This window comes from Pedobacter zeae, from assembly GCF_014196715.1.
GTDB lineage: Bacteria > Bacteroidota > Bacteroidia > Sphingobacteriales > Sphingobacteriaceae > Pedobacter > Pedobacter zeae.
The window spans coordinates 237,345-260,424 of record NZ_JACIEF010000001.1; the positions used below are offsets into that span (position 1 = coordinate 237,345).

The following is a 23,080-nucleotide window of genomic DNA, read 5'->3' on the forward strand; positions in this document are numbered from 1 at the left end:
AAGATAAGAAAATAAGGACGTTTCAGGAAGATTATCACAAAGGGAAATACCTGTTGCAGTGCGCTTTGGTTTTCCCTTATTTCTGTGTAGTGAATATAAATCTTATTGAAAATACTGTGATAGATCAGTTAATCTTCCACCTGATACATAAACGTTTCTTGCAGGCGAAGTAACGATGGTCCTGGCATCGGTAATGACAAATAATTTTGATTTCCCGGCTTCAAAATTGATACCGTTATCTGCAAATGCACTTGTAATCCGGCCTTCATTGGGTTTAAGGGTATAACCTGCCAATACCAGGGGAGAGCCTGAAGTATAAGGCTCGTTATTGGTGCCTTTTTCTGCGATATCAAAGCTGTAAATATAATTAGGGCCAGGTAAGGGAGGAAGTTCTATCGAATTGAAAGCGCCATTTTTAGGTAGGGTAAACCTGATTTCGGGCACTACTTTTGAGCCAACCGTTGTGTTCGATGCAGTTTTAAGCCTGGTGTAAAAAATAAGATCTACGTCTACGTTTTTAAACTGATTGGGGAAAGTGGTTTCAAACTTAGCGGTCAGCATCATATTAGCTGGATTAACAGGCAGATCAAGTTTTACATTATCCACTAGTTTAGTGCCGTCAAAAAAGTAACCGATATTTTGTTGAGCTATGGTCGATTCGATGGTTTTGGTTAACAAAATGGCAGTTTCCCCCTTTTTTCTGATCGAAATTTCTCTTGTGGTGCCCTTATCAATAAGGATGGAATAGGGCTTATTTACAGCTCCAGTTGCTGAAAATAATAAATTTCCATCTAGTAAGAACTCGAGTTCGCCGGATAGGGCATAACCCTTTATCGCCAGGCTAACGGAGCCGTTGTATATTTTGGTTCCATCATAAAAAATGCTGATATTCTGATCGAATGGCGCTAGGGTAATGGCTTTGGTAAGCAGTATCTCCGCAGTACCTTTTTTTCTTACCTTTAAAGTAGAATTCCCGTCTTTTACGGAGAGCAGGGTTTTTACATTGATGCCGCCAGCAGGGGGGCTGGCTATAATGCTGTCTTTGTACAGGTATTCTAACGCAACGTCAGATGCCCCGGTAATGTTCAACTGGATAATTTTAGCGGTTTCTGGTTGAAGAAGTTCTGCTTTGCGACAAGATAAACTTAAAGTTGTAACCGCAGAAATTAAGAAAAGGGTAAAAATTTTTAGTTTCATAAAAAAGGTAATTACAATGAAAAACAGCCTGGTGTTTTTTATAATAAAGAGACCATACCCTTAGGGTATAGCCTCTTTCTGTTAAGAGAGAAAAAATTAGAATACAAGTTTTGACCAACCGGCAGCCCAGCCTGGTAAAGTAACCGTAGCCGGAGAACCTGGGGTATTGTACCATGGCTGGCTAACACCAAAAGCGCTTGCATTGCTAGCATTAACAACCAATGTGTTACCGCCACCATCAACGTAGGTGCCAGATGCCGTAGTGATTGAGTTAACGAAACCGTGAACAGAAGTCGTGCTGATACTGGAAACACCTGCCGGAGCATCTGCATCGAAAGCAATACCGGTGTTGTAACCAGATACAATTACATCAATTAAGTCAACCTCAGAACCCCTGCGTTCGCGGATACCATTACGGTAGCCTAAACCTGAAATGCCACTGGTGTTTTCAGTTCCGAAGATGCTTACGTTAATTAAAGTTGGGTGTGTTTTAGGCGTTAAGCTAAAGGTTGCATCCTCAGCAGGCGCATTGTTATCCGATTCGATACCATTTGAATCGCTGTTACCACCGCTTGTGCTGTGTGTAGCATTTTTATCAGCAATAGCTACTGCATCTGTTAATGTTCCGGTAAAACCGTTATCGAAATCAAATTGGTCATCATCAGAAGCTAATGCAATTAAATTGCTTGGGCTCACTGTTCCACCGAAAAATTCAAATCCATCATCTAAGCCATAAGAAACCTGTACGTGATCGATAGTCGTACCGCTACCTACACCACCTAACGTTAAACCGTTAACCTCAACGTTTGGAGCCAGTTGGAAACCTGCGTACTCGATACGTACATATTTGAAAGTACCACGGCTATCTTCGTCATTTGTACCTCCGTAGTGGAATTTAGGATCATCTGCTAAACCTTCAATCAGTTTATCGCCAACGTTAATTTTAGCATTACCTAAAATAATTACACCACCTAAATCGCCTGGTTTACCGGTAGTGCTGGCATCGCCATCTAAAAGGTAACGGCTGGTAAATACAATAGGGTTTTCAGCTGTACCTGCTGCATTGATGTTACCATCTTTAGCCACAACCAACACACCATTTTGTACACCAGGTGTATTTACCGAAGCTTTAATATATGTACCGGCCTGGATGGTTAAAGTTGCACCGTTTCTAACGGTTACTATGCCACTTAATTCATAAACATTTCCTGCTGTCCAGGTAACAGAGCTGGTAATGTCTCCGCTAACGGCCACAACCGGCAACGATGATTGTGAATAATCTGCTGCTGAAGTGCTGCGGTTTCCGAATGCATCAGCACCACCTTCGTTTTTCTTACAAGCTGTAAATGAAACAGCAACAATTGATAAAAGACCGATTAAGTTTTTGAAATTTTTCATTTTCATTTTTTTGTTTTTCATAGGACCTTATAGGTAGGATCCATGTTTTTTCAGGTTGATTTTTTCAGTGTCATTCAGTTGGAGTGAAAATTATTCCATGTTTTTTAAGGAAATAAAAGCACACTTACACCTAAATGTTAGGTTTTTTTATATCTTAGTCATTCATATCGATTTAACTAAGCAAATCTGTTAGCTACCCTGGGTTTTTAACAGTATTTATTAAAATAATTCAGGTTGATCCTGATAGGCCGTTCTGCTAGAAATGATCGGTTTAAACGAAGGGTTCTGGTACAACCTTTCGTTTTTTTATGGCTATGCAGGAAATAATTTTCCTCCTTTCTTGCTAAATGGTGTAACCTTATTAGAACTGTTTTTCATGGTCGGTTAAAAATTATAGGTAATGGAAGTGCTGTAGGTCCGGCCAAATTTTTGCGAAAACATCACCTGGTCTCCATCTTCCAGATTATTGGTGAAACCAGGCTTTAAGCGCAATTTATTGCTGTAATCAGCACCTGCCTGGTAATCGGGGTTAGGTTCATAACTCCCTGTATTTCTATAAATCAATGAAGCTTTATTGAGTAAATTACCGGCATTCAGTTTTACTTCGAACCTGTTTTTATAAAATTTATAACTGATCTGCGCATCAATCTGATCGCGCGGGTTTTCATATTCGATATTATTCAGTTCCGGACTCACCAATGTGGTTTTGCGGCCCGATTTATTATAAGCCACATTAAAACCAAAGTGTTCGTCTAAATATTGTAAACCGATATTAACAAGGTAAGGAGCCTGCCCATACATGTTTCTTTTGGCTTTGGAGCTTACCGTAACACTCTCGCCATTGGCACCTGTAGTTTCATAGGTTCCAACAACATTGGCTGTTTGTAGCGTGAGGTTGCCATAAAGTGTTAACCGCGATAACAGGGGATTGCTGGTCAGAAATCCCAGATTTTTCCTTAACTCCAGTTCTAATCCGTAAACCTTGGCTTCATCAGAGTTTTTGATATAATAAAAACCGCCGCCATTCGAAATGCTGTAAACTACTTCAACCGGTTGGTCGAATTTTTTATAAAAGGCGCTGGCCGAGATAATTTCGCCCAGGCCGGGAAACCATTCTACTTTAAAATCGTAATTCTTAATCTGTGTACTGGCTAAACCTTCGTTGCCAAACTGGGCATCGAACATAGGGTCGTACCTGAAAAACTGGCTGTTATCCATTAATTCGGGTCTTACTACAGCGTTTGAAAAAGCTGCCCTGATGTTAATTTCTTTTGCAGGGCTATAGGTTAGATTAGCCGATGGTAACCAGCGCCATTTTTTTTCGGGCGGCAGTACAAAGCTGCTTGTGCCCCTCACATTCAGGTCGTTACGCAGCTCCGTATATTTATAATATTCAGCCCTTACACCCCAAACCAGGCGTAATTTTTCTGCAAGGCGGTTGTCGAGCATTACATATCCTGCCTGGGTAATACTTTTTCCTTTATAACCGTTTAAAAAATACGGGTTAATAAAATAGTTGTAGCCATTATTGCCAATTTTGGAGGGATCGGTCATTTGGCCGATAGAAATGTACCTCAGGCTATCGGGTATGGTTGCGCTGCGAACAAGCGATGCAATTTCCCAGTTTAACGCTCCTTCTTTGTGGATGCCAAAATAACCCGTTTTTATGGTATGATTTAACAGGCCAGTTTTAAAAGGCATACTGGCATCTCCACCCCAGGCAAAATGGTGTTCGTTATTACTGTAGTTATGCCGTGAAGTAGGTTTAATATAGCCCTCCCTTTGCCCGCTTGCCTGATAAAAATATTCGTAATCATTACCAAATTGCTGCAAGTTCTGCGTAGCAATGCTCAGATCTTTCTCTTTACGGTCTATCGATGTGCGCGATAAATTCCACTCCAGCTTTACTTTACCCGCCTGGTGCTGCCCGTTTAGTTTATTCTGTAACAGATCGGTATAAGTAGGGTCGTCGGCTTCTACAATGGCATTTGGTTTTCTACCCTTGGTAAAGAATTCGAATCCATTATCGGCATCGTAACCAATGGTTCTTACCAAATCGTTGTTATAAATGTGTGTATAGGTGTTTCGGAAACTAAACCTGTTTTTATCAAGCTGTAAACCCACATTCAGCATGGCGGCTAAGGTCGTGTTGAACAGGTATTTCGCACCAGCGTTTGGGGTATTAACATTCCAATCGCCCCTTATTTGCTGCTCTATGGTGTTAATGTTCTGGTTATTGCGGTAACTTAACGATGTGGTAAACCCCAGTTTTTTATTATTTGTGGTATCCATCCCGATGATTCTACCCAAGGTAAACTGATAATTTTGAGACGGAGCGGTTTTATAGCGGTACACCGTAAAATTATCATTGCTAAATTTTTGGCTTTGGGCAATCAGCTTTTGCTGATACTGTTCATCTGTAAGGGTATTGTTGGGTGCTGTAGTACGCTCCGTATGTTCTAAACCAGCCGGAAATTTCCTGCGGCCATCGTCAAAACCAAAATAATCATATTTGCCACGCTTATGACTTAAAAAGTCTTTACCGGTACTTTGATCGTTATAGGAGGTACCTGCAGTAAAACCCATGAAGTTTTCAGTAGGTATATCTTTGGTATTGATCTGTATTAAACCACCACCAAAACTGCTGTTCATATCGGGCGTAACCGTTTTACTTACCACCACGTTATCGACCAGATTCGATGGAATTAAATCAAAAGAGAAGTTACGGGTTTGTGCTTCGGTACTGGGCAGGGTAATCCCATCCAGCTGGGCGGTATTGTAACGTTCGCCTATTCCGCGTACCAAAACCATTTTATTGTCTACTGAGCTTACCCCGCTTATGCGTTTCAAACTTTCTCCTATGTTTTTATCCGGTGTTCTCGAAATCTGTTCGGCACTGATTCCGTTGCTGATTTCAGAAGCATTTTTCTGGCGGGCCAGTAAACCCTCAACCGAAGCTTTCTTGTAACTGGCGGTTACGACAACATCCTGCAGGCCTTTTGCATCCGGTTTAAGGGCAATGTTAAGCGGCGTGCTTTTATCGGCTTTTACTTCCACGTCGCTAATGCGCTGGGTATTAAAAGAAATGTAACTGATTTCTACCGTGTACTTACCCGGATCGGTAACTAGAGTAAAACCGCCATCACTGGCGGTTTGCGTAGCTTTACCCGTCTCCATAATTTTAATGGATGCACCGGGCAGGGTTTCGCCTTTTTCATCAAACACTTTTCCTGCTATTCTTCCCGGTTTTACCGGATCAGGAAGCTTGTAAAGCAATATGGTATGGGTATCAGCAAACCTGTAAGTTACCCTGGTTCCTGAAAGTATTTTTTTCAGGACCAACTCAAGCGGCATATTTTTTGCCTCAAGGCTTATTTTACTGTTTTGGTTAAAAATAGAGCGGTTGTAATTAATCGAAAAGCCTGCTTTTTCTTCTAAAAGACTAAGGGCATCTGAAATGCTTAGTCCGGCTATTTTGATGCTCACATTACTTTCTCCCGGCGTTTGTTCAAAGCTTTTAGCCATGGTCTGGTTAAACAAAAAGCCGCATAGTAGCAACGTAAATGCTGCCGGCCGGTAACCGAAATTGATAATATATTCTTTTATATATTCATAAAATCCTATTTTCATAGGTTCAAGACGTTTTTTAATTCTCACGGGTTAAAAACTTTTGTTTAGGAGCTGGATTGTTCGAGCAATCCGGCTCCTTATTTGCATTAAGAGGTTTAATTTATTTTTCATAGGTATAAATCCGGTTTAGTGCGCGTTTTTAGCGCTGTAGCATATGGCTAACTCATCATTGACAGCCCTCCCCCCATACGGTAATTGTTTTGTTCGCAGTGTCTATTTTATATTTCATCTTTTTGCCGCTCATTACGCGGATTTCTTCCATTACTTCGCCAATACTTTTATTGGTAAATGTGGCATTATACCTGCACTGGTTTAATTTATGAGCCTTTAATTCGAAATGTACATTGTAATACCTTTCTAACGATTGGAACATATCCGGCAGACTTACATCTTTAAAAGCAAAGCTGTTTTTGATCCATGCGTTAACTTCGGTAATGCGCCCGTTACTGATCGCATAACCGTGCGCTTTTAGATGGTATAATAATTTCATTCCGGGAGTAAGGAGCGAAAGTTGTTTTAATTTTCCCCCGTTGCTCTCCGAAACTTTTACCTTACCGGTACGCACGGCCACACTGAAAGTTCCGTCTTTTGGATAAGCATAAATGTTAAACGAAGTGCCCAGAACTCTGGTCTGCATCTGTCCGCTGTGTACAATAAACGGGCTGGAGGCATCATGTTTTACTTCAAAAAATGCTTCGCCTTCTAACCGGATATTTCTTAAACTTCCTTTCACAAAGTGCGATGGCCAGGTAAGCTTACTGCCTGCGCCAAGGTATACAATAGAGCTATCGGGCAAGATCAGCTTTACTTTTTCGCCTTTTTGGGTAGTTTTACTTAAAAAGGAAATGCCTGTTTCTATAGGCTGCTGTGCTTTTTTATAGGCATACCAGCCCAGCGATGCAGAAATGATGACCACAATTGCTGCGGCATACTTTACGAATGGGAAGAGCAACCTGCTTTTTGGCTGGCGTTCTTCTACTTTACTCCATACCTCTGCCAGCCCCTCAACAGCAGTTGCAGAGTAATCGGGTTCATTTGCTTGTTTTGCCCAGGTTTTTTCCATGGTTTCATGAAACTCACTATCAGCGTTCGTTGGATCGGCAAGGTAGTCCATCAGGATTTTTTCTTGCTCCGGGTTGGTTTTACCTGCCAGGTAATGTTCAAATAGTATTTTAATGTTTTCTTTCACGTTAACGTTTCTGAGCTTTTATGCTGCGCGCTACTATATATATGCACGAAATCCTGTATACAGCTATAGGAAATTGAAATTTTTTTAAAGAAATTATGAAGATGGAAAATGTGAGATGTAAAAGGAAATGGGCGGATGGATTATGTTTCAGTAAATCAGGTGGTTATGAAGAATGTTCAGGAGGATACGCCGCGAGGGTTTTGCTAAAAACCTTCATGTGATTCTTAATGATGTAAGATGTAAAGATGGATGATGTGAGATGGATGAAGTGGAGAATTATTCTTAATGATGTAAGATGTAAAGATGGATGATGGAAGTGAAGACTTATTTTAACACGCTATGCCAACCATCAACAAAACATGATCAAGATAAAAGATAGTATTGTTTCGGGAGAATATATGCTAAAGTATTTACGCATAATTCCAAGCGATTTTTTAAGGTGATTGTTTACCGTGTTTTTCGAGATACCCATCAGCTGCGCTATTTCTTCATGTGTATGGTGATCATTTCTGCTCATCAGGTATATTTTTTTTACCTGTGGGGAAAGACTTTCTATTGCCTCCAGGGCAATCTGTTTGGTATCTTTTGCATTAAGTTCGTCTTCTATGGCATTAAAAGACTGCTCATGCTTGAGGTTTTCGTTGCTATAGGCTTTTTCCCGGGCTTTTTTACGAAGGGTAGAAAGAAAATTGTTACGGATTAGGGTATAAAGAAAGGCATCAAAATTCTTTTCAGGATCGATCTTCGACCTGTTTTCCCAGAGCCTTACAAAAACATCCTGGGTAAGTTCTTCTGCTTCTTCTTTGCCCCGGGTGAAATGATAAGCATAACCATATATTTTTTTGCGGTACTGATGGTAAATTTCGTTAAAAGCAGCTGAGTTGCCAGTTTTTACTGCATTGAGGAGTTTTGCGTTTCTAAAATCTTCCAACTGTTCCATAAGTACCGGTTATGGGAGGCAAGTTAGCGGTCGCGTTTAAAGTTAATGTTAACACAATGAAAACCTTTTCTATCACTTTATCCGGTGAGTAGTTACAGTACTTTGCAGAGCAGATTGTACCCTCGAATCGATTAAAATGCGATCGGCCCTGAAGCCATCAGAAACAAGATGAGTTGAAGCAACCGAAGTTTTGCTGGCTTTACCTGTTATGGCGTTGATTGCCGCTTTTATTAACGGATCTGCAGCATCACCCGGTTGGAGCAGGGGCAGGCTACTCATTTCATTGACGGTGATGTCGGGGTTAATCCCCGTACTGTACCCGCCGTTGCCCAGCGCATTAAAAAGTTTATACACAATCGGATGCATTTCCCAGTTTACCAGTTTAGGTCGGCGGGCATCAAATATCCTAAAAGATGCTTCATCTTTGCCCCTGGTTTTTTCACCGACTAACACCACCTGGATAAAAGGTTTAAGGTTATTGATCACGACTTCTGATGCGGATGCTGTTGCGGCTGTTGATAAAATATAAACCCGGCTGAGGCCAAGGTTTTGTTGCAGGAGTGTATTAAAATTCACGGTGCCATCAAAAGTAGCCGCAGTACCAATCGATTCGGTTTTAGTGCCTCCGTTTTTATTGCCGCTGTAAGTAATGAAAGGTTTATCGAACGATATGTTTCGGGCAATCATGGCGCATATCCCGGCAGCTTCTGCCACCTGGCCACCTGCATTATAACGGAGATCGAGGATAAGTTCAGATATACCTTCGGCTTTAAAATTACTAAAAACAGGCCTGAGCGAACTGGCCAGACCACCATTAAAATCCAGAAAATACAGGTAACCGATTTTTTTTCCATCGCTTTCCATCACCTTGCTAATTTCCCGCTGGTCGAGTATAATCCCTTTACTTAATTCAACGGTGCGGGTATCTGTCCAGGTATTGTTCACCGGCTCGGTTAAACCTAAAGAAAAGCGGTCGCTGCTTAAAATCTCGGTTTGTAAAGCCTGCACATTAGTGGCAGTTAAAGTTTTGCCGTTAATTTTACTGATGTAATCCCCACGTTTTAAACCTGCCCTCGAAGCAGGAGAATCTTTTAATACCACTTTAATAATTCCAATAACTTTTGTATTGTTTTGGTCGCTTACCGTTGCATAATCAAAGCCAAAATTTCTATTGCTGGCTATTGAAGTAGTGGGATCGTCAGGAATACTGATATAGGAAAAACGATCGGATAAATTTCGGACAGCATTAAAGAAATCTTTTGGCGGTAAACTGAGGTTGGGGTTAGCAGGTAATTGCTCATTCCAATAATAGTAGCGTTTTAGGCTATCGAGTATCCAGGCATTGATGTGCTCATTGCTCCCAATGGGATAGTCGGGATTTTTATTGGCTTTTTTGCAGGACGACAGGATGGCGGAAAAAAGAAATACAAAATAAATGCAGTTGTAAATTATTCTTTTTAAGCTGGTTATAAAGTTTGTCATCGCCTTTCCGGATTTTTATGACAAACTTAAAACTACTATTGTTAACCCGGTATTAATTTTTCGTGGTTGATTTTATTTATGGCATCTGGCTTAAAACCATCAGTTTTTAAGCTTAGCTGAGCTTATGCCCGGTATTAGTATAAATATGCCCGGGCATAATTTTTATTTTATGGCGCCAAAGGCTGCAAAATAAGAGTTTTTGTGCAGGATTTCGGTAGTGCTAAATCCAACTTTTTGTAGCAAGGCCAGCTGATAATTTATAGAACGTGGGGTATCTTCATATTCAATATAGTCAAATACTTTTTGTTTGTATGCCTCACCACCCAGCGTTTCAAGGTAAGCCCCGTAGTGATTTCGAAACAGGTTATCGATCAATACCGAATCGTGCGCAATGAGGTCTGAAATCCAGATACTGCCCCCGGGTTTTAAAGCGCGGTAAACTTTAGTAAAAACGAGTTCCCAATCGGTATCGGTACGTAAATGATGGAAGGTTGCTGCAGCAAGTATAATGTCGAAATGGTTATCGGGCAAATTCAGGTTGCGCATATCGTCCTGTATAATGGTTATTTTTCCGGTGGTTTGTGCCGATACCCGCTTTCTGGCACGTTCCAACATCGGTAAACTCAAATCATTAAGTGTACAGTTGAGGTTCGGGATCTTGCTGAGCATTTTTAATGTGTAATTGCCAGCGCCGCATCCAATATCCAATAGCTCTTTTGCATTGGGGTTAACGCATTCGGCAGCACCTGTGCAAAGCTCCATGGTTAAGGGCGCATCTATAGTGGTTTGCTGACCGCTTTCTAAGTTCGAGAAACGTTCAACATCGTTATCAAACCTGGTTTTAATTTCTTCATTTGTTGCCTTACGCGAATAATCTTTATGCATTGCTTTAATTTTTTTCGTAAAGTTAGCGCTGTTTATCATATTTGTAAAATATCAATTATTGCATAATTTGATACTTTTTAGGTATTATTGGAATGGAACTCAGACATTTGTTATATTTTAAAACCGTTGCAGAGGAGCTTCATTTTACCAAAGCAGCAGCCAAACTTTTTATCTCGCAACCTCCTTTGAGCAGGCAGATTAAAGAACTGGAGGAAGAACTTGGTGTAAAGCTGTTCGTAAGGAATAATAAGCGGGTTACGTTAACCAACGCAGGGAAGTATTTTAAGGCTGAAGTAGCGGCCTTATTTGCCAAACTGGAAGAAAACAAAGAAGTTGTCCGTAAGATCCATGGCGGGGTTAGCGGCGAATTAAAAATTGGCTATATCAGTTCGGTTTACCAATCGCACCTTGCAGAAATTTTAAAGCTGATGCACCGGGAATTTCCTTATCTCAAAACGAGTTTGTTCGAAGTACCTACACTTACCCAGATTAAAGAGTTAGAACATGGAACTTTGGATGTGGGTATTTTAAGGGCTCCTGTTATATCAGAACAATTAAAAGTAGAATCGTTGTTTTTTGATCCCTTTGTGGTAGTTATTCCCTTAACCGAACAAAAAATTAATAACCAGGATGAACTTGCCGGTTTTTTGAAGAAAAGTCCGTTTATCTTCTTTAATAAAGATTTTGCACCCCAATATAACCAGAAACTGATCGAGATCTGTCACCGAATGGGCTTTAGCCCCGACATTACCCATGAGGCCAATAATGTACACTCCATATTACAATTGGTAGAAGCAGGTTTGGGTGTATCAATTTTGCCTTTATCGTTAAAAAGGCAATATGCCCAGCTAAATGTAGCTTTTATCGAATTTGATGCTATCCCGGTTAACACAGAAGTGGTACTGGCTTATAAAGAATCGAACAAAAATCCTGCATTAGCCTGGTTTATTAACCATTATGCAGCGTTAAAAAATGATCAGTAATGATCAATGCTGTTGATTTCTCTGAAAGAAGGTCGTTTTTTCCTGTTCCAAAAGCTTTTTATGAAATCTGGAGGCATTATTTTTTGAAATGAGTCCAGGTTGCCCGAAACATCTAATGTAAACACATTGATACTTAATTACACCTTAGTAGGGCATTGATTTCCGATTTTCTATCCTATCCTTTATAATTTTCACCCTTTTTAAACTGGTAAAAGCACAAATTTGCCGAAACCAACGATCAAGGGCCTGTTAAGGCTTAACATAAAATGAATGATATAAATTTACCTAAACGATGAAGAAATTATTGCTCGGCATAAGTTTTATGGCTGCAGTAGTAATGGCTAAGGCACAACAATTAACTGACGAAAAAAAAGCAATGAAAGACCTGCTCGACAAGCAGTTTGCATTTGCACTGAAACAATATCAGATACTGGCCAAAAACACTCCTGCAGACCGGATGCCAAAAACTTATTATGCAAAATCGAATAAGCTCGAAACCAGCGACACCAAATGGTGGTGCAGTGGTTTTTATCCGGGTTCGCTATTGTATATTTACGAATATACCAGGGATTCGGGTACCCTAAAAGAAGCCGAAAAACGCCTGGCCATATTAGAGAAAGAGAAACATTATACCGGAAACCACGATTTGGGGTTTATGATGTTCTGTAGCTTTGGTAATGCGTATCGCATTACGGGTAACACCTGGTACAAACCAACTATCGATACTGCTGCAGCTTCGCTTGCCACACGCTACCGTCCGGGTGCTAAAGTAATCCAATCGTGGAACAGTAGTAAACAATGGAAAGGCCCTGTTATTATTGATAACATGATGAACCTGGAGTTGCTTGCCTGGGTATCTGATCATGGAGGTGATCCGAAATATAAGGAAATTGCCATCAACCATGCCAATGTTTCACTTAAAAACCATTTCAGGCCAAACTATAGCTCTTACCATGTGGTGGATTACGATATGAGCACGGGCACTGTACTGAAAAGAGGTACTGCCCAGGGAGCAGCCGACGAATCGGCGTGGAGCCGGGGCCAGGGCTGGGGACTATACGGCTATACGATGATGTACCGTTTTACCAGGGACAAAAATTACCTTAAACAGGCAAAAAACATTGCTAAATTTATCATCAACCATCCGAATATGCCAGCCGATCAGGTTCCTTATTGGGACTTTAATGCACCGAACATTCCGGGTGCTTATCGCGATGCTTCAGCCGCTGCAGTTATTGCCTCTGCTTTGTTGGAATTAGGCCAGTATGCTACAAAAAGTGAACGAAAGTTATACGTAGGCGAAGCAAAAAAGATGATTGTTTCGCTTTCATCCGATGCTTATCGTGCAAAGCTGGGCGAAAATGGCGGCTTTTTACTTATGCACAGTACAGGAGCTTTACCACTCAAATCAGAAGTCGATGTTCCGCTTAGCTATGCCGATTATTATTATCTCGAAGCATTACTGCGCTACAAAAACTGGTACTTATAACAAACAAAAATGGAAAGAAGAAATTTTATAGGAGCGTTGTCTTTAACCGGCTTATTAGGGTTGTTTAACACTAAGGAGGTTTTATCAGCGACAGAAATCGATAACGTTACAAAAGATGGAGCAACAAACGACAGGGAATACTGGTATAAACTGTTGTATAAGATTGCCAGCCCTGTTGTTTCCAATTTAGCGAATGGAACACTTATTAAAAATATGCCTGTGGTTACAGCGCCAAAATTCGACTCCAGGACACCTGCTGTATCGTATCTGGAAGCTGTTGGCCGTACCTACGCCGGAATTGCGCCGTGGCTTGCATTACCTGACGACAATACCGCTGAAGGCATTTTAAGGAACAAATTCAGGTTACAGGCCATTAAAGGATTGGATAGTTGCTTTGCGGCAAACAGTCCCGATAAATTAAATTTTAGCAAAGATTACCAGCCGATTGTAGATTCTGCCTACCTGGCGCAAACCTTTTTAAGGGCACCAAAAGCGCTGTGGGAGCCTTTGAAACCTGAAACCAAACGCGAAATTATTGCATCTTTTAAATCATTGAGGAACAGAAAGCCTTTTAGAAATAACTGGTTGCTGTTTGGTTCCATTACTGAAGCCTTTTTATTATCGATAGGCGAACAGTACGATGAAGCCCGCTTAAATGAGGGTGTAGATACCTTAAACGCATGGTATAAGGGGGATGGCTGGTATGGTGATGGCGTAAACATGGCTTTTGATTATTACAATTCTTTTGTAATCCACCCGATGATGGTTGATACACTTGCCGTGATGCTTGACAAAAAGCTAATCAAAAAAGAACGTTACGATCTTGCCCTGAAGAGGATGCAGCGTTACGTAGTAGGGCAGGAACGAATGATTTCGCCAGAGGGTACCTACCCGCCAATTGGACGATCCATTACCTATAGAACCGGTGCTTTCCAGGCTTTAAGCCAAATTGCCCTTATGCATAAATTACCGGCCACTATTCAGCCTGCGCAGGTACGTTCTGCCTTAACCAGGGTTAAACAGAACATCTATAACTTACCCGGGACTTTTGATTCAAAAGGATGGTTGCAGCTTGGCTTTTGTGGCCACGACCCTGAAATAGCCGATTATTATACTTCTACAGGCAGTTTGTACATGGCTACCTTATCATTCCTGCCTTTAGGTTTACCCGCTACCGACGAGTTCTGGGCGGCACCTCCGGCAGAATGGACTTCGAAAAAAGCCTGGGCAGCAAAACCTTTCCCTAAAGATTACCATGTAGATTTTTAACCTTCATTAGAAAGAGCAATTCAGAAAGTCAGATACTGCCGTAATACCGGGATATTGGTTTCCCTATTGCTCTTTTTAAACGGAATTTTACTATGGGATCGGTACTTTTTTGATAATCGCTGGGCACCCTTCCTTTCCATCGTTTGAAGGTATATATAAATGTGCTTACTTCATTTTGCCAGCCAGGGCAGCTATTTCTTCAATCTGCATAGAATGATCTTTCTAATACATTAAAGCCGGGTTTTACAAACTTCATCAGTTAGCTCCTGAAAATTAATCTCCTCGCCATTTTATTTTAACGGGCCTGATAAGTAATAATAAGGACTGGTATCAACCTGATCGTAAAATCAATAAGGTGGTTTCTTTTTGAAAATCAAGGTGATATAACCTGTTTTTTATATTTGATTATCAACACATCCGTGTATGGATGTGATCTCTCTTCCTAAATAAAATGTATCCTTCTGAAATTTTTAACGTATTTATGACGTTTATCTTTTGCTGAACCTTTGGGAAATCAGAAATTTAGCTAATTTCGTGTAACCAGCTAACCAAAAACAACCTGTGCAGCGTGCCGTTGCCCAAACTTTTATACATAAATATTACCCTGTTGGTCATTAGTAAACTATTAAATTTCGAATATCGATTATGTTTAACCGAAAAATAAAAATTGCCGTAACCGGGCTTGTATTAACATTCATGAGTTATTCTGTGGCGGTAAAGAGCCAGGTAATGGGCGAAGCAGAAAAGAAATCAATGGAGAAGGGCGCAATCTACCCCTCGTTAAAGGGTGGAGGCGAAGGTGTATCGGGTCCTGGTTCCAACCTCTCGCCCGAAAAAATGAAATGGTGGGAAGATCAGAAATTTGGGATGTTTATCCATTGGGGTTTATATGCCATCCCAGCCAGCGGCGAATGGACCATGTTTAACGAAAAAATACCTGCAGATGAATATGCCAAATTAGCTACTCAGTTTAATCCGAAACATTTTAGCGGTGCTGAATGGGCAAAGGTGGCGAAAGAAGCCGGAATGAAATACATGGTGATGGTTGCCAGGCACCACGATGGTTTCGCCTTATGGAACAGCCCTTCAAGTTATAAGCATTTTAACAGCTGGGAAACGGCTGCTCATCGCGATTTTGTAAAAGAATATACCGATGCATGCCGTAAAGCCGGGCTATATGTGGGAATTTATTACTCTCCGCTGGATTGGCGCTTCCCGGGTTATTTTGATCCTAAAGGACTTCCTGAAAATGCGGCCTTACTTAAGAAACAGACTTATGGGCAGGTAGAAGAGCTCATGAAAAATTATGGCAAAATAGATATTCTGTGGTACGATGGCGGCTGGTTAGCCCATAAGGGTAGCGATGCAGATGCAGCATGGTTCTGGGAACCGCTAAAACTTAATGCCATGGTGCGCCGCTATCATCCTGATATCGTGATTAACCCCAGATCCGGAATGGTTGGAGATTTCCAGACCGATGAAGGTGGGGGAGACGTTAAAGGGCCGATTATTCCTTTCCCATGGGAAAAAAACCTGAACCTTAATGAAACAAGCTGGGGCTATAATAAAGCACAGAATTTAATGCCCTTAAAGCGGGTCATCGATATGCTGGTGAATACGGTAGACCGGGGTGGAAATATGTTGTTAAATGTTGGACCAGACCCTGATGGTGTTATTCCGCCTACACACGTACAGCGTTTAAAAGAAGTAGGTGCGTGGTTAGCTAAAAATGGCGAAGGAATATACGGAACACGTCCGGGACCTTTTCAGCCTGTTGATGGTTTATATGGCGCTACACACAAAGGCAATAACATATATATCCATTTGTTGAAGGCCCCTGAAGGAGCTACCATTAAATTACCGGCAATTAAGCAGACGATTACAGCATGTACCATGCTAAATGGAGAAAAAGTTAAATTTCAGCAGGATGCAACAGGTATTACGCTTGACCTCGCGGGGGTAAAATTAGATCCGGTGGTTACAACTCTGTTATTAAAAACGAAAAACAAATAGCGGTTATGAACATTTTAAATGGCCGGATTAAAATACTGCTTATCTTATTGTTGTTAAGCTGTTACAACTTATCGTTTTCGAATGAGGTACATTCATTAACTGATACACTAATTAAGGGCAGTGCATTAATCGATACTGATGGAAAGCCCGTTAATGCCCATGGTGCAGGCATGCTGTATCACAAAGGGGTTTATTACCTTTTTGGTGAGGTGAAGAAAGGAAAAACATGGCTTGTTCCGGATCAGCAATGGGAAGATTTCCGGGTTCCGGCCGGAGGTGTTTCATGTTATTCTTCCACAGATCTTAAACATTGGAAAAACAGGGGGGTGGTTTTAAAGCCTACCACAAACAACCCCGGTTACGACCTCGATACCGGCAGGGTTATTGAAAGGCCTAAGGTAATCTACAACGAACGCACTAAGAAATTTGTGATGTGGATGCACATCGATAAGAACGATTACAGTTATTCAAGGGGAGGTGTGGCGATAAGCGATAATCCCTTTGGGCCTTATCAATACCTGGGCAGTGTTGCACCTAACCATCAAATGTTAAGGGATATGACTTTGTTTAAAGATGACGACGGCAAAGCCTATCTTATTTATTCGTCTGAAAATAATAACACCATGCATGTTTGTTTGCTAAGCGATGATTATTTGACACCAACAAAAACTTACACTCGGATATTGGAAGACAAAGGAAGAGAAAGCCCGGCTATTTTTAAAAACAAGGGCAAATACTTTTTAATTACCTCTGGCTGTACCGGCTGGTCGCCCAATGCGGCTTCTTATGCGGTTGCAGACCAAATAATGGGGCCCTGGGCAGCGCGCGAAAACCCATGTAAAGGACCAAACGCTGAAGTGTCTTTTTTTTCGCAGGGTGCATTTGTGCTGCCTGTAGTGAACAAACCGGACACCTTTATTTTTATGGCCGACAGGTGGAATAAAACAGACCTGGAAAAATCAGGTTATTTATGGCTTCCGATTCGCATTATTAATGATAAAATAGAAATCCACAATATCGACGGACGGTAATCGGCAAACTGTTTTTCAAATATCATATACGACTTAATATAGCAATTCTAAGGTATCAAGATACCAGTATTGCATTATAATTCCTTTCTCCATATTAAGCCGGTCACTTCGACACATTTACAAATAATGCAATTAACAGCGAAAGATTACCTTTTGCTGTTGAATCTATAATTTCCATACTTAAGTAGTTCTTTCTGTGTTTATTTCATTATGAAGGCTGATAAGATAGATGATGGTCTATTCAAGATAAAATGGGCTTGGTATTTTTGGCATGATAGTGAGCTTTTGTGTACATTGATTTACATTCGATCTGTCTACGCAACGTAGCTCAATAATTGTTGATGTTTTGTAACTGTTTTGTTGCCCTCTATTCGCTCATCTTTTTAAATTAATGCAGAATTTTAGCATCAGTATATTTGAGGTTGTTAAATTTGAAGAATGTGAAAATTAAGCAGGTGCCAAATTGCTCTGTAATCGGAGTTGTTTTACTGTATCTGATTATCTCTTTGGGGAACATCTTTTTTTTATCAAACCTATCACTTTTGGATTCCACCCGTGGCATAAAATCGGCCAATCAGTACAATGGCAGCTTTTCTCCGCTTGGAAAGGATTCAAAAATTACCAGGCAATTTAAGTGCATCCTTGATGAAAGGAAGAAAACCGTTCTTCCTGTTCTGGAAGCTGTTATCCTTGGGATCATTTTGTTTGTTGGCCTTTCGCTTTTGGCTTCTGACCTTAACAGGTATTTTCTTGAAATCAGATACAGGATTGCCGGGTCAGTCCCAATTTATATTTCCAACCAGGTATTTCTGGTCTGAGATTTATCTCCAGTTTTTATTGACAGGCATTTCATATGATGAAGTGAAGGAGGGCGGTTAATTACCGTGTTTCCTGTCCTAAACGTCCGTCAAATTTTTTTCCTTAATTTTTAATTTAAAGACATGATCCGTATTAAACAGATCTTCTGTTTGTTCCTACTTTTATATATAGGCCTGGAAAGCCATGGCCAAGCCTCCCAAAAACCCATTGGGATCGTTGATCTGATCGATCACGTGACCGCTTTTTCGCCCTCCCTTGCTGCTGATTCAACGGCAGTGGATATCAGGGCTGCCCAATTAAATGAGACCTTAGCAAATGCCCTTCCTAACCTGAAGCTTAACTATCAGTTGGATTTGGGCTCAAACAATAACGTGGCAGGGCCATATATGGCCTTTGGCATTGTTCCTTCTAATTCCAGGGGGGTTAGAACCGAAAGTGATACCAAGGCTGCACTCGCTAATCTTGGCATAATTTCACTAGATTGGGAGGTTTATAATTTTGGCGCTTACAAGGCCCAGAATGCAGTAGCCAAATCAGAACTTGTTACAGAGCGTTCCAGATTTGCCCAACGGCGCTACCAGGTCAGAGCAGTTGCCATTGATGACTATCTGAGCCTTTTAAAGCTTCAGGATATGCTTTCTATCCAGCAGCAGAACATCAGGCGTAACGAACAGATTGGCCGTTCCATACTATCTTTAGCCCGAAGCGGTGTGCGCCCGGGTGTAGATACGAGTATAGCAGGAGCCGAACTCTCCAAATCAAGGCTAAACTATATCGAAATGGACAATACCTATAAACAGGTTCAACTCGATATTGCAGCTATCAGCGGGCTGAATCCCGAACGCATTGTCGCTGACAGCACAATCCTCGACCGGTTAAAATCGCTTGAAGTAAACTTATCTGTAAATCTGACCGACAGTTCAAGCCATCCGCTGCTTGATTTTTATAAAAACAATTACCTCAGCAGTATGGAGAAGGAAAAATTGGTCAGGAAAGCCTATAATCCAAAAATAAACCTACAAGCTGCAGCCTGGTCAAGAGGATCAAGTATTGATGCCAATGACAATTTCAATAGTCTCTCGAATGGCCTGGAATGGCAAAGGGAAAATTACCTTGTAGGCGTGGGGATCAGCTACAACCTTTTCGATCTGCGCAGGCGTCAGTTAAAGCTTAGGACCCAGAAGGCTAACAGTAATTTTTACTTAAAGGAACTGGAGCAGGAGCGGCTAATGTTATCAAATGCCGCACTTCAGGCTAGCCTCGAAATCAATACAGCGCATAAAAGACTTGATGAAATACCCAATCAATTAAAGGCAGCTGCTGCAGGATACCGGCAAAAGCTCTCCCTTTATAAGAACGGGCTGACCGATATCATTGAGCTCAATGCAGCCCTGACCATCCTTTACCGCGCGGAAACCGATTTTGTGAATGCAAAGTACCTGTACATCCGGGCTCTTTTTCAAAAGGCTATTGCCACCAATCAAGTAGATTCCTTGTTAAACGCATTAAAATAATAAAGATATGTCAATGGTTACTTCGGCCCTGAAAAAGCCGATTACAACAGTGGTGATCATCGCGAGTCTACTGCTCTTTGCAGTACTCAGTGCGCTGAAGATCCCAATAGATATTTTTCCCCAGCTTAATTCTCCAACTATATATGTTATCGAATCCTATGGCGGCATGTCTCCCCAGCAGATGGAAGGCTTTTTCTCCACCCGATTGCAGGATCAGTTCCTTTACGTTAATGGTGTAAAGAATATTACTGCTAAGAACATCCAGGGGCTTACCATGTTAAAGCTGAGTTTTTATGAGAGTACTAACATGGCCGAAGCCTCTGCCCAGGTTGCCCTCCAGGTTAACCGGGCCATGAAGTTCTTCCCGCCAGGGGCGTTACCTCCGCAGGTAGTCCGCTTTGATGCCTCTTCATTGCCTGTAGGCCAGCTTGTACTCTCGGCCAAATCAAGGAGCCTAAAAGAAATCTATGATATGGCGGCAACGCGTATCAGGCCGATGTTTTCTTCTGTAGCGGGACTTTCGGCACCACCACCATTCGGTGCCAATTCCCGGTCGATTACCATTAGTGTAGATCCGAGCAAGCTACGGAGCTACAACCTGACTCCTGATGAGGTGGTAGGAGCTTTATCCAAGTTCAATGTGATGTCGCCTTCGGGAAATCTTCGACTGGACAATACCATGATGGTAACCTCCATGAACTCTTTGGTAAAGACGGTAGATGAATTCAACAACATTCCCATAGCCACAAAAAATGGTATTTCGATCTTGGTGAGGGATGTGGCAAGAGTTGCAGATGCAGCAGATGTTACAGTAGATTATGCATTGATCAATGGAAAACGGTCGGTTTATATACCAGTAGTAAAAACCGCAGACGCATCGACCTGGTCGGTAGTTAAATCCTTAAAGGCCAAAATCCCGGAAATGCAGAGTCTCTTGCCAGATGATGTTCACATCTCGTATGAATTTGACCAGTCTGTAGCAGTTATCAATTCTGTAAAAAGCCTGATCACTGAAGGTGGTCTGGGTGCGCTACTAACAGGTCTCATGGTATTGTTATTCCTGCGTGACCTTAGAAGCAGTCTTATCGTGGTTATTACCATTCCGGTATCGATTTTAATTGGTGTGCTTTTATTGGGTTTGTTTGGTCAAACCATTAATATCATGACCTTGAGCGGTCTGGCACTTGCAATAGGAATCCTGGTTGATCAGGCAACCGTGACGATTGAAAATATCCATCAGCACCTGGAAATGGGAAAGCCCAAACGCGAGGCCATTTACGATGCCTGTGAGGAAATAGCATTCCCATTGCTCCTCATCCTGCTATGTATATTAGCCGTTTTTGCGCCATCTTTTATGATGAACGGGATACCTAAGGCGATGTTCCTGCCATTATCCCTCTCGATTGGTTTTACCATGATTGTGTCTTTTATCGTAGCGCAGACCCTGGTTCCCATTCTTTCCAACTGGATGATCAGGGAAGAGCGTTACCAACACTATGATCATGGCAAGGTTCATGCCCATGCAGGGGAAGCTCTGGACCAAAGGGAAGCCGAACAGGTTGAAAAACACCTGGAAAATGAAAAGGACGAGCCGGAGAAAAACGATTTATTTGAACAGATAAAGGTAAGATTTATGGCGATCCTCCAACGGTGGGTATCGATGAAAAGAGGAATTGTAGGAATTTATCTTTTTCTTGTGATTATCCTTGCCGGACTGAGTTTCGTTTTTATCGGAAAGGATATGATGCCAAAACTCAATAACGGCCAGTTCCAGATCCGCATCAAAGCACCTGATGGCACCAGGCTGGAGCGCACCGAAGAGAAATTTAAGCAAGTACTTTCCATTATCAATCAAACAGTAGATAACCATGTCGCGGTAAGTTCAGGCTACGTAGGGCTTATCCCAAGTAGTTACGGAACCAGTAACCTATATATTTTTAATACCGGAACCCATGAAGCCGTGTTACAGGTAAACCTCGATGAAGATTATAAGGTGAATATGGATGAACTAAAAGACGCGCTCAGGAAAAATATCTCTTACAAACTCCCCGATCTGCGTATCACCTTCGAGCCGATTGATATGACAGAAAAGATCATGAGCCAGGGGGCTGCCACACCTATCGAGATTAGGGTAGCAGGTAAGGATATGGACCAGATTGAATCTTATGCCAATAAAGTGCTTACCAAGCTTAAAAAAATAAATTACCTCCGCGATATCCAGATTGCCCAGCCTCTGCACATTCCGGTGGTTTCCATTACCCTTGACCGGCTTAAGGCGGCGCAGTTTGGACTTAATGTTGTTGATATTGCAAGGTCGGTTACCGCGAGTACATCATCCAGCCGTTTTACCGAGAAGAACCAATGGCTCGATGAAAAAACTGCATATACCTACCAGGTGCAGGTACAGGTTCCAGAATATGTGATGAACACGATGGATGAACTAAAGGAAATACCTTTGGTAAAAGGGCAGAGCAGTCCGGTACTGGGCGATATTGCAACGTTCAATACGACTTATGTTCCAGGGGAATACGACCGCTCAGGCCCGAGACGTTTTCTTACCGTAAGCGCAAACATCTATAAAAAGGATCTTGAAACGGCAACGGCAGATGTAGAAAAGGTGCTGAAGTTTGTAGGTACGCCACCTAAGGGGTTAACTACAGAAGTGAAAGGAATGTCGAGCCTGTTGACTGAGACGCTATCTTCTCTTCAGGGTGGACTTGCCTTTGCAATATTGGTGATTTTCCTGCTGCTTGCAGCCAATTACCAGTCTTTCAAGCTTTCTCTAACCGTGCTTTCGACCGTACCGGCCGTAATCCTCGGGTCGCTTACTGCCTTATTACTTACGGGCTCCACGCTTAACCTGCAAAGCTATATGGGGATGATCATGTCTACAGGTGTATCAGTGGCCAATGCGATATTGATCGTGACCAACGCAGAAAAACTCAGGATCGACTACAAGGATTCTGCCCGTGCAGCAGTGGTGAGTGCCGGGATGCGTTTAAGGCCGATCCTGATGACCAGTTTTGCAATGATTGCAGGCATGATCCCCATGGCATCGGGGTTGGGCGAATCCGGTGAACAGACCGCGCCGCTAGGAAGGGCCGTTATTGGTGGGTTATTCTTTTCTACCCTTGCAGCGCTCTTCATCCTTCCATTGGTCTTTGCCTGGGTGCAGAGAAAAAGTAGTTTAAAAGAACCCAACCTAATGCCAAGAAAAACAAGAATTTAAATACGACAAACA

The 23,080-nt window shown here is 41.8% G+C and carries 15 protein-coding genes; 8 read left to right on the plus strand and 7 right to left on the minus strand.

Translation table 11 applies throughout. From position 1 onward, the window contains the following. Positions 1–102: 102 nt before the first annotated feature. The 7 genes from GGQ60_RS00930 to GGQ60_RS00960 all read right to left on the minus strand — a co-directional run bounded on the left by GGQ60_RS00930 (position 103) and on the right by GGQ60_RS00960 (position 10,721). Complete coding sequence (locus tag GGQ60_RS00930) at positions 103–1,197, minus strand: hypothetical protein (RefSeq protein WP_183759519.1); 1,095 nt, start codon at positions 1,195–1,197, stop codon at positions 103–105. Between the two features lie 96 nt (positions 1,198–1,293). Next, the gene (locus GGQ60_RS00935; protein ID WP_221235849.1) at positions 1,294–2,595 is read right to left on the minus strand and encodes a beta-helix domain-containing protein; all 1,302 of its coding nucleotides are present in this window, start codon (positions 2,593–2,595) and stop codon (positions 1,294–1,296) included. A 384-nt stretch (positions 2,596–2,979) separates the two neighbouring features. Continuing rightward, positions 2,980–6,225, minus strand: a complete 3,246-nt coding sequence (locus GGQ60_RS00940; RefSeq protein ID WP_183759521.1) for a TonB-dependent receptor domain-containing protein — start codon at positions 6,223–6,225, stop codon at positions 2,980–2,982. 166 nt (positions 6,226–6,391) lie between these two features. Beyond that, positions 6,392–7,414 carry a FecR family protein gene (locus tag GGQ60_RS00945; protein WP_183759522.1) on the minus strand — a complete coding sequence of 341 codons (1,023 nt, stop codon included), beginning with the start codon at positions 7,412–7,414 and terminating at the stop codon, positions 6,392–6,394. 349 nt (positions 7,415–7,763) lie between these two features. Continuing rightward, positions 7,764–8,354 carry an RNA polymerase sigma-70 factor gene (locus GGQ60_RS00950; RefSeq protein WP_183759523.1) on the minus strand — a complete coding sequence of 197 codons (591 nt, stop codon included), beginning with the start codon at positions 8,352–8,354 and terminating at the stop codon, positions 7,764–7,766. Positions 8,355–8,426: 72 nt separating this feature from the next. Continuing rightward, a complete protein-coding gene (locus tag GGQ60_RS00955) occupies positions 8,427–9,836 on the minus strand; it encodes a S41 family peptidase (RefSeq protein WP_183759524.1) in 1,410 nt (469 codons plus the stop codon). 162 nt (positions 9,837–9,998) lie between these two features. After that, the gene (locus tag GGQ60_RS00960) at positions 9,999–10,721 is read right to left on the minus strand and encodes a class I SAM-dependent methyltransferase (protein ID WP_183759525.1); all 723 of its coding nucleotides are present in this window, start codon (positions 10,719–10,721) and stop codon (positions 9,999–10,001) included. A 92-nt stretch (positions 10,722–10,813) separates the two neighbouring features. Between GGQ60_RS00960 and GGQ60_RS00965 the strand changes: the two genes are divergently transcribed. The 8 genes from GGQ60_RS00965 to GGQ60_RS01000 all read left to right on the plus strand — a co-directional run bounded on the left by GGQ60_RS00965 (position 10,814) and on the right by GGQ60_RS01000 (position 23,068). Further along, positions 10,814–11,704 carry a LysR family transcriptional regulator gene (locus GGQ60_RS00965; protein WP_183759526.1) on the plus strand — a complete coding sequence of 297 codons (891 nt, stop codon included), beginning with the start codon at positions 10,814–10,816 and terminating at the stop codon, positions 11,702–11,704. Between the two features lie 292 nt (positions 11,705–11,996). Beyond that, positions 11,997–13,193 carry a glycoside hydrolase family 88 protein gene (locus GGQ60_RS00970; protein WP_183759527.1) on the plus strand — a complete coding sequence of 399 codons (1,197 nt, stop codon included), beginning with the start codon at positions 11,997–11,999 and terminating at the stop codon, positions 13,191–13,193. 9 nt (positions 13,194–13,202) lie between these two features. Then, entirely contained in the window at positions 13,203–14,462 is a 1,260-nt protein-coding gene (locus tag GGQ60_RS00975) for a DUF2264 domain-containing protein (protein WP_183759528.1), read from the plus strand. A 645-nt stretch (positions 14,463–15,107) separates the two neighbouring features. Continuing rightward, complete coding sequence (locus GGQ60_RS00980) at positions 15,108–16,475, plus strand: alpha-L-fucosidase (RefSeq protein ID WP_221235850.1); 1,368 nt, start codon at positions 15,108–15,110, stop codon at positions 16,473–16,475. 5 nt (positions 16,476–16,480) lie between these two features. Further along, positions 16,481–17,506 (plus strand): glycoside hydrolase family 43 protein, encoded by a 1,026-nt coding sequence (locus GGQ60_RS00985; RefSeq protein WP_183759529.1) that lies wholly within the window; start codon positions 16,481–16,483, stop codon positions 17,504–17,506. A gap of 582 nt (positions 17,507–18,088) precedes the next feature. Next, positions 18,089–18,385 carry a hypothetical protein gene (locus GGQ60_RS00990; protein ID WP_183759530.1) on the plus strand — a complete coding sequence of 99 codons (297 nt, stop codon included), beginning with the start codon at positions 18,089–18,091 and terminating at the stop codon, positions 18,383–18,385. Between the two features lie 62 nt (positions 18,386–18,447). Next, positions 18,448–19,839: a TolC family protein gene (locus GGQ60_RS00995; protein ID WP_183759531.1), complete on the plus strand. Its 1,392-nt coding sequence runs from the start codon at positions 18,448–18,450 to the stop codon at positions 19,837–19,839. A gap of 7 nt (positions 19,840–19,846) precedes the next feature. Next, positions 19,847–23,068 (plus strand): efflux RND transporter permease subunit, encoded by a 3,222-nt coding sequence (locus GGQ60_RS01000; RefSeq protein WP_183759532.1) that lies wholly within the window; start codon positions 19,847–19,849, stop codon positions 23,066–23,068. The last annotated feature ends 12 nt before the right edge of the window (positions 23,069–23,080 follow it).

Bases quoted from the DNA above. Each gene is read 5' to 3' on its own strand.
- GGQ60_RS00930 (WP_183759519.1), bottom strand. From the start codon at position 1,197: ATGAAACTAAAAATTTTTACCCTTTTCTTAATTTCTGCGGTTACAACT.
- GGQ60_RS00935 (WP_221235849.1), bottom strand. From the start codon at position 2,595: ATGAAAAATTTCAAAAACTTAATCGGTCTTTTATCAATTGTTGCTGTT.
- GGQ60_RS00940 (WP_183759521.1), bottom strand. From the start codon at position 6,225: ATGAAAATAGGATTTTATGAATATATAAAAGAATATATTATCAATTTC.
- GGQ60_RS00950 (WP_183759523.1), bottom strand. From the start codon at position 8,354: ATGGAACAGTTGGAAGATTTTAGAAACGCAAAACTCCTCAATGCAGTA.
- GGQ60_RS00955 (WP_183759524.1), bottom strand. From the start codon at position 9,836: ATGACAAACTTTATAACCAGCTTAAAAAGAATAATTTACAACTGCATT.
- GGQ60_RS00960 (WP_183759525.1), bottom strand. From the start codon at position 10,721: ATGCATAAAGATTATTCGCGTAAGGCAACAAATGAAGAAATTAAAACC.
- GGQ60_RS00965 (WP_183759526.1), top strand. From the start codon at position 10,814: ATGGAACTCAGACATTTGTTATATTTTAAAACCGTTGCAGAGGAGCTT.
- GGQ60_RS00970 (WP_183759527.1), top strand. From the start codon at position 11,997: ATGAAGAAATTATTGCTCGGCATAAGTTTTATGGCTGCAGTAGTAATG.
- GGQ60_RS00975 (WP_183759528.1), top strand. From the start codon at position 13,203: ATGGAAAGAAGAAATTTTATAGGAGCGTTGTCTTTAACCGGCTTATTA.
- GGQ60_RS00980 (WP_221235850.1), top strand. From the start codon at position 15,108: ATGTTTAACCGAAAAATAAAAATTGCCGTAACCGGGCTTGTATTAACA.
- GGQ60_RS00985 (WP_183759529.1), top strand. From the start codon at position 16,481: ATGAACATTTTAAATGGCCGGATTAAAATACTGCTTATCTTATTGTTG.
- GGQ60_RS00990 (WP_183759530.1), top strand. From the start codon at position 18,089: ATGGCAGCTTTTCTCCGCTTGGAAAGGATTCAAAAATTACCAGGCAAT.
- GGQ60_RS00995 (WP_183759531.1), top strand. From the start codon at position 18,448: ATGATCCGTATTAAACAGATCTTCTGTTTGTTCCTACTTTTATATATA.
- GGQ60_RS01000 (WP_183759532.1), top strand. From the start codon at position 19,847: ATGTCAATGGTTACTTCGGCCCTGAAAAAGCCGATTACAACAGTGGTG.